This window comes from Staphylococcus sp. AtHG25, from assembly GCF_003217445.1.
Classification (GTDB): domain Bacteria; phylum Bacillota; class Bacilli; order Staphylococcales; family Staphylococcaceae; genus Staphylococcus; species Staphylococcus haemolyticus.
In genome coordinates, this window is sequence record NZ_QJSN01000035.1 from 1 (window position 1) to 3,090 (window position 3,090).

The 3,090-nt window shown below is 48.8% G+C and carries 1 rRNA gene; it reads right to left on the minus strand.

The window, feature by feature from the left end:
* Positions 1-2,907: ribosomal RNA gene (locus BDW31_RS12205) — 23S ribosomal RNA — on the minus strand; the annotation flags it as partial.
* Positions 2,908-3,090 lie beyond the last annotated feature (183 nt).

Genomic DNA, 3,090 nt, shown 5'->3' on the forward strand with positions numbered 1-3,090 from the left:
ATCGATTAGTATTCGTCAGCTCCACGTGTCACCACGCTTCCACCTCGAACCTATTAACCTCATCATCTTTGAGGGATCTTATAACCGAAGTTGGGAAATCTCATCTTGAGGGGGGCTTCATGCTTAGATGCTTTCAGCACTTATCCCGTCCATACATAGCTACCCAGCTATGCCGTTGGCACGACAACTGGTACACCAGAGGTATGTCCATCCCGGTCCTCTCGTACTAAGGACAGCTCCTCTCAAATTTCCTACGCCCACGACGGATAGGGACCGAACTGTCTCACGACGTTCTGAACCCAGCTCGCGTACCGCTTTAATGGGCGAACAGCCCAACCCTTGGGACCGACTACAGCCCCAGGATGCGATGAGCCGACATCGAGGTGCCAAACCTCCCCGTCGATGTGAACTCTTGGGGGAGATAAGCCTGTTATCCCCGGGGTAGCTTTTATCCGTTGAGCGATGGCCCTTCCATGCGGAACCACCGGATCACTAAGTCCGTCTTTCGACCCTGCTCGACTTGTAGGTCTCGCAGTCAAGCTCCCTTATGCCTTTACACTCTATGAATGATTTCCAACCATTCTGAGGGAACCTTTGAGCGCCTCCGTTACCTTTTAGGAGGCGACCGCCCCAGTCAAACTGCCCGCCTGACACTGTCTCCCACCACGATAAGTGGTGCGGGTTAGAAAGCCAACACAGCTAGGGTAGTATCCCACCAGCGCCTCCACGTAAGCTAGCGCTCACGTTTCAAAGGCTCCTACCTATCCTGTACAAGCTGTGCCGAATTTCAATATCAGGCTACAGTAAAGCTCCACGGGGTCTTTCCGTCCTGTCGCGGGTAACCTGCATCTTCACAGGTACTATGATTTCACCGAGTCTCTCGTTGAGACAGTGCCCAAATCGTTACGCCTTTCGTGCGGGTCGGAACTTACCCGACAAGGAATTTCGCTACCTTAGGACCGTTATAGTTACGGCCGCCGTTTACTGGGGCTTCGATTCGTAGCTTCGCAGAAGCTAACCACTCCTCTTAACCTTCCAGCACCGGGCAGGCGTCAGCCCCTATACATCACCTTACGGTTTAGCAGAGACCTGTGTTTTTGATAAACAGTCGCTTGGGCCTATTCACTGCGGCTCTTCTGGGCTTGCACCCTAAAGAGCACCCCTTCTCCCGAAGTTACGGGGTCATTTTGCCGAGTTCCTTAACGAGAGTTCGCTCGCTCACCTTAGAATTCTCATCTTGACTACCTGTGTCGGTTTGCGGTACGGGCACCTATTATCTATCTAGAGGCTTTTCTCGGCAGTGTGAAATCAACGACTCGAGGAAACAATTTCCTCTCCCCATCACAGCTCAATCTTAAGAGTGCCGGATTTGCCTAACACTCAATCTCACTGCTTAGACGTACAATCCAATCATACGCTTCGCCTATCCTACTGCGTCCCCCCATCGATTAAAACGATGCTAGGTGGTACAGGAATATCAACCTGTTATCCATCGCCTACGCCTGTCGGCCTCAGCTTAGGACCCGACTAACCCAGAGCGGACGAGCCTTCCTCTGGAAACCTTAGTCAATCGGTGGACGGGATTCTCACCCGTCTTTCGCTACTCACACCGGCATTCTCACTTCTAAGCGCTCCACATGTCCTTGCGATCATGCTTCAACGCCCTTAGAACGCTCTCCTACCATTGTCCTACGGACAATCCACAGCTTCGGTAATATGTTTAGCCCCGGTACATTTTCGGCGCAGTGTCACTCGACTAGTGAGCTATTACGCACTCTTTAAATGATGGCTGCTTCTAAGCCAACATCCTAGTTGTCTGGGCAACGCCACATCCTTTTCCACTTAACATATATTTTGGGACCTTAGCTGGTGGTCTGGGCTGTTTCCCTTTCGAACACGGACCTTATCACCCATGTTCTGACTCCCAAGTTAAATTAATTGGCATTCGGAGTTTGTCTGAATTCGGTAACCCGAGAGGGGCCCCTCGTCCAAACAGTGCTCTACCTCCAATAATCATCACTTGAGGCTAGCCCTAAAGCTATTTCGGAGAGAACCAGCTATCTCCAAGTTCGATTGGAATTTCTCCGCTACCCACAGTTCATCCGCTCACTTTTCAACGTAAGTCGGTTCGGTCCTCCATTCAGTGTTACCTGAACTTCAACCTGACCATGGGTAGATCACCTGGTTTCGGGTCTACGACCAAATACTCAACGCCCTATTCAGACTCGCTTTCGCTACGGCTCCACATTTCCTGCTTAACCTTGCATCAGATCGTAACTCGCCGGTTCATTCTACAAAAGGCACGCCATCACCCATTAACGGGCTCTGACTACTTGTAAGCACACGGTTTCAAGTTCTCTTTCACTCCCCTTCCGGGGTACTTTTCACCTTTCCCTCACGGTACTGGTTCACTATCGGTCACTAGAGAGTATTTAGCCTTAGGAGATGGTCCTCCCAGATTCCGACGGAATTTCACGTGCTCCGTCGTACTCAGGATCCACTCAAGAGAGAATATATTTTCAACTACAGGATTATTACCTTCTTTGATTCAACTTTCCAGATGATTCGTCTAACATATTCCTTTGTAACTCCGTATAGAGTGTCCTACAACCCCAATAAGCAAGCTTATTGGTTTGGGCTCTTCCCGTTTCGCTCGCCGCTACTCAGGGAATCGATTTTTCTTTCTCTTCCTCCGGGTACTAAGATGTTTCAGTTCTCCGGGTCTGCCTTCTGACAAGCTATGAATTCACTTGTCGATAACACGACATAACTCGTGCTGGGTTCCCCCATTCGGAAATCTCTGGATCAACGCTTACTTACAGCTACCCAAAGCATATCGTCGTTAGTAACGTCCTTCGTCGGCTTCTAGTGCCAAGGCATCCACCGTGCGCCCTTAATAACTTAATCTATGTTTCAACCATATTAGAACGTAGTTCTAATTTTAAGAAACCTGTTATTAATCTTGTGAGTGTTCTTTCGAACACTAGCGATTATATTTTATGAATTCAAGCTTTTTTAAAACTCTTATTCACTCGGTTTTGCTTGGTAAAATCTATTTTTACTTACTTATCTAGTTTTCAATGTACAATC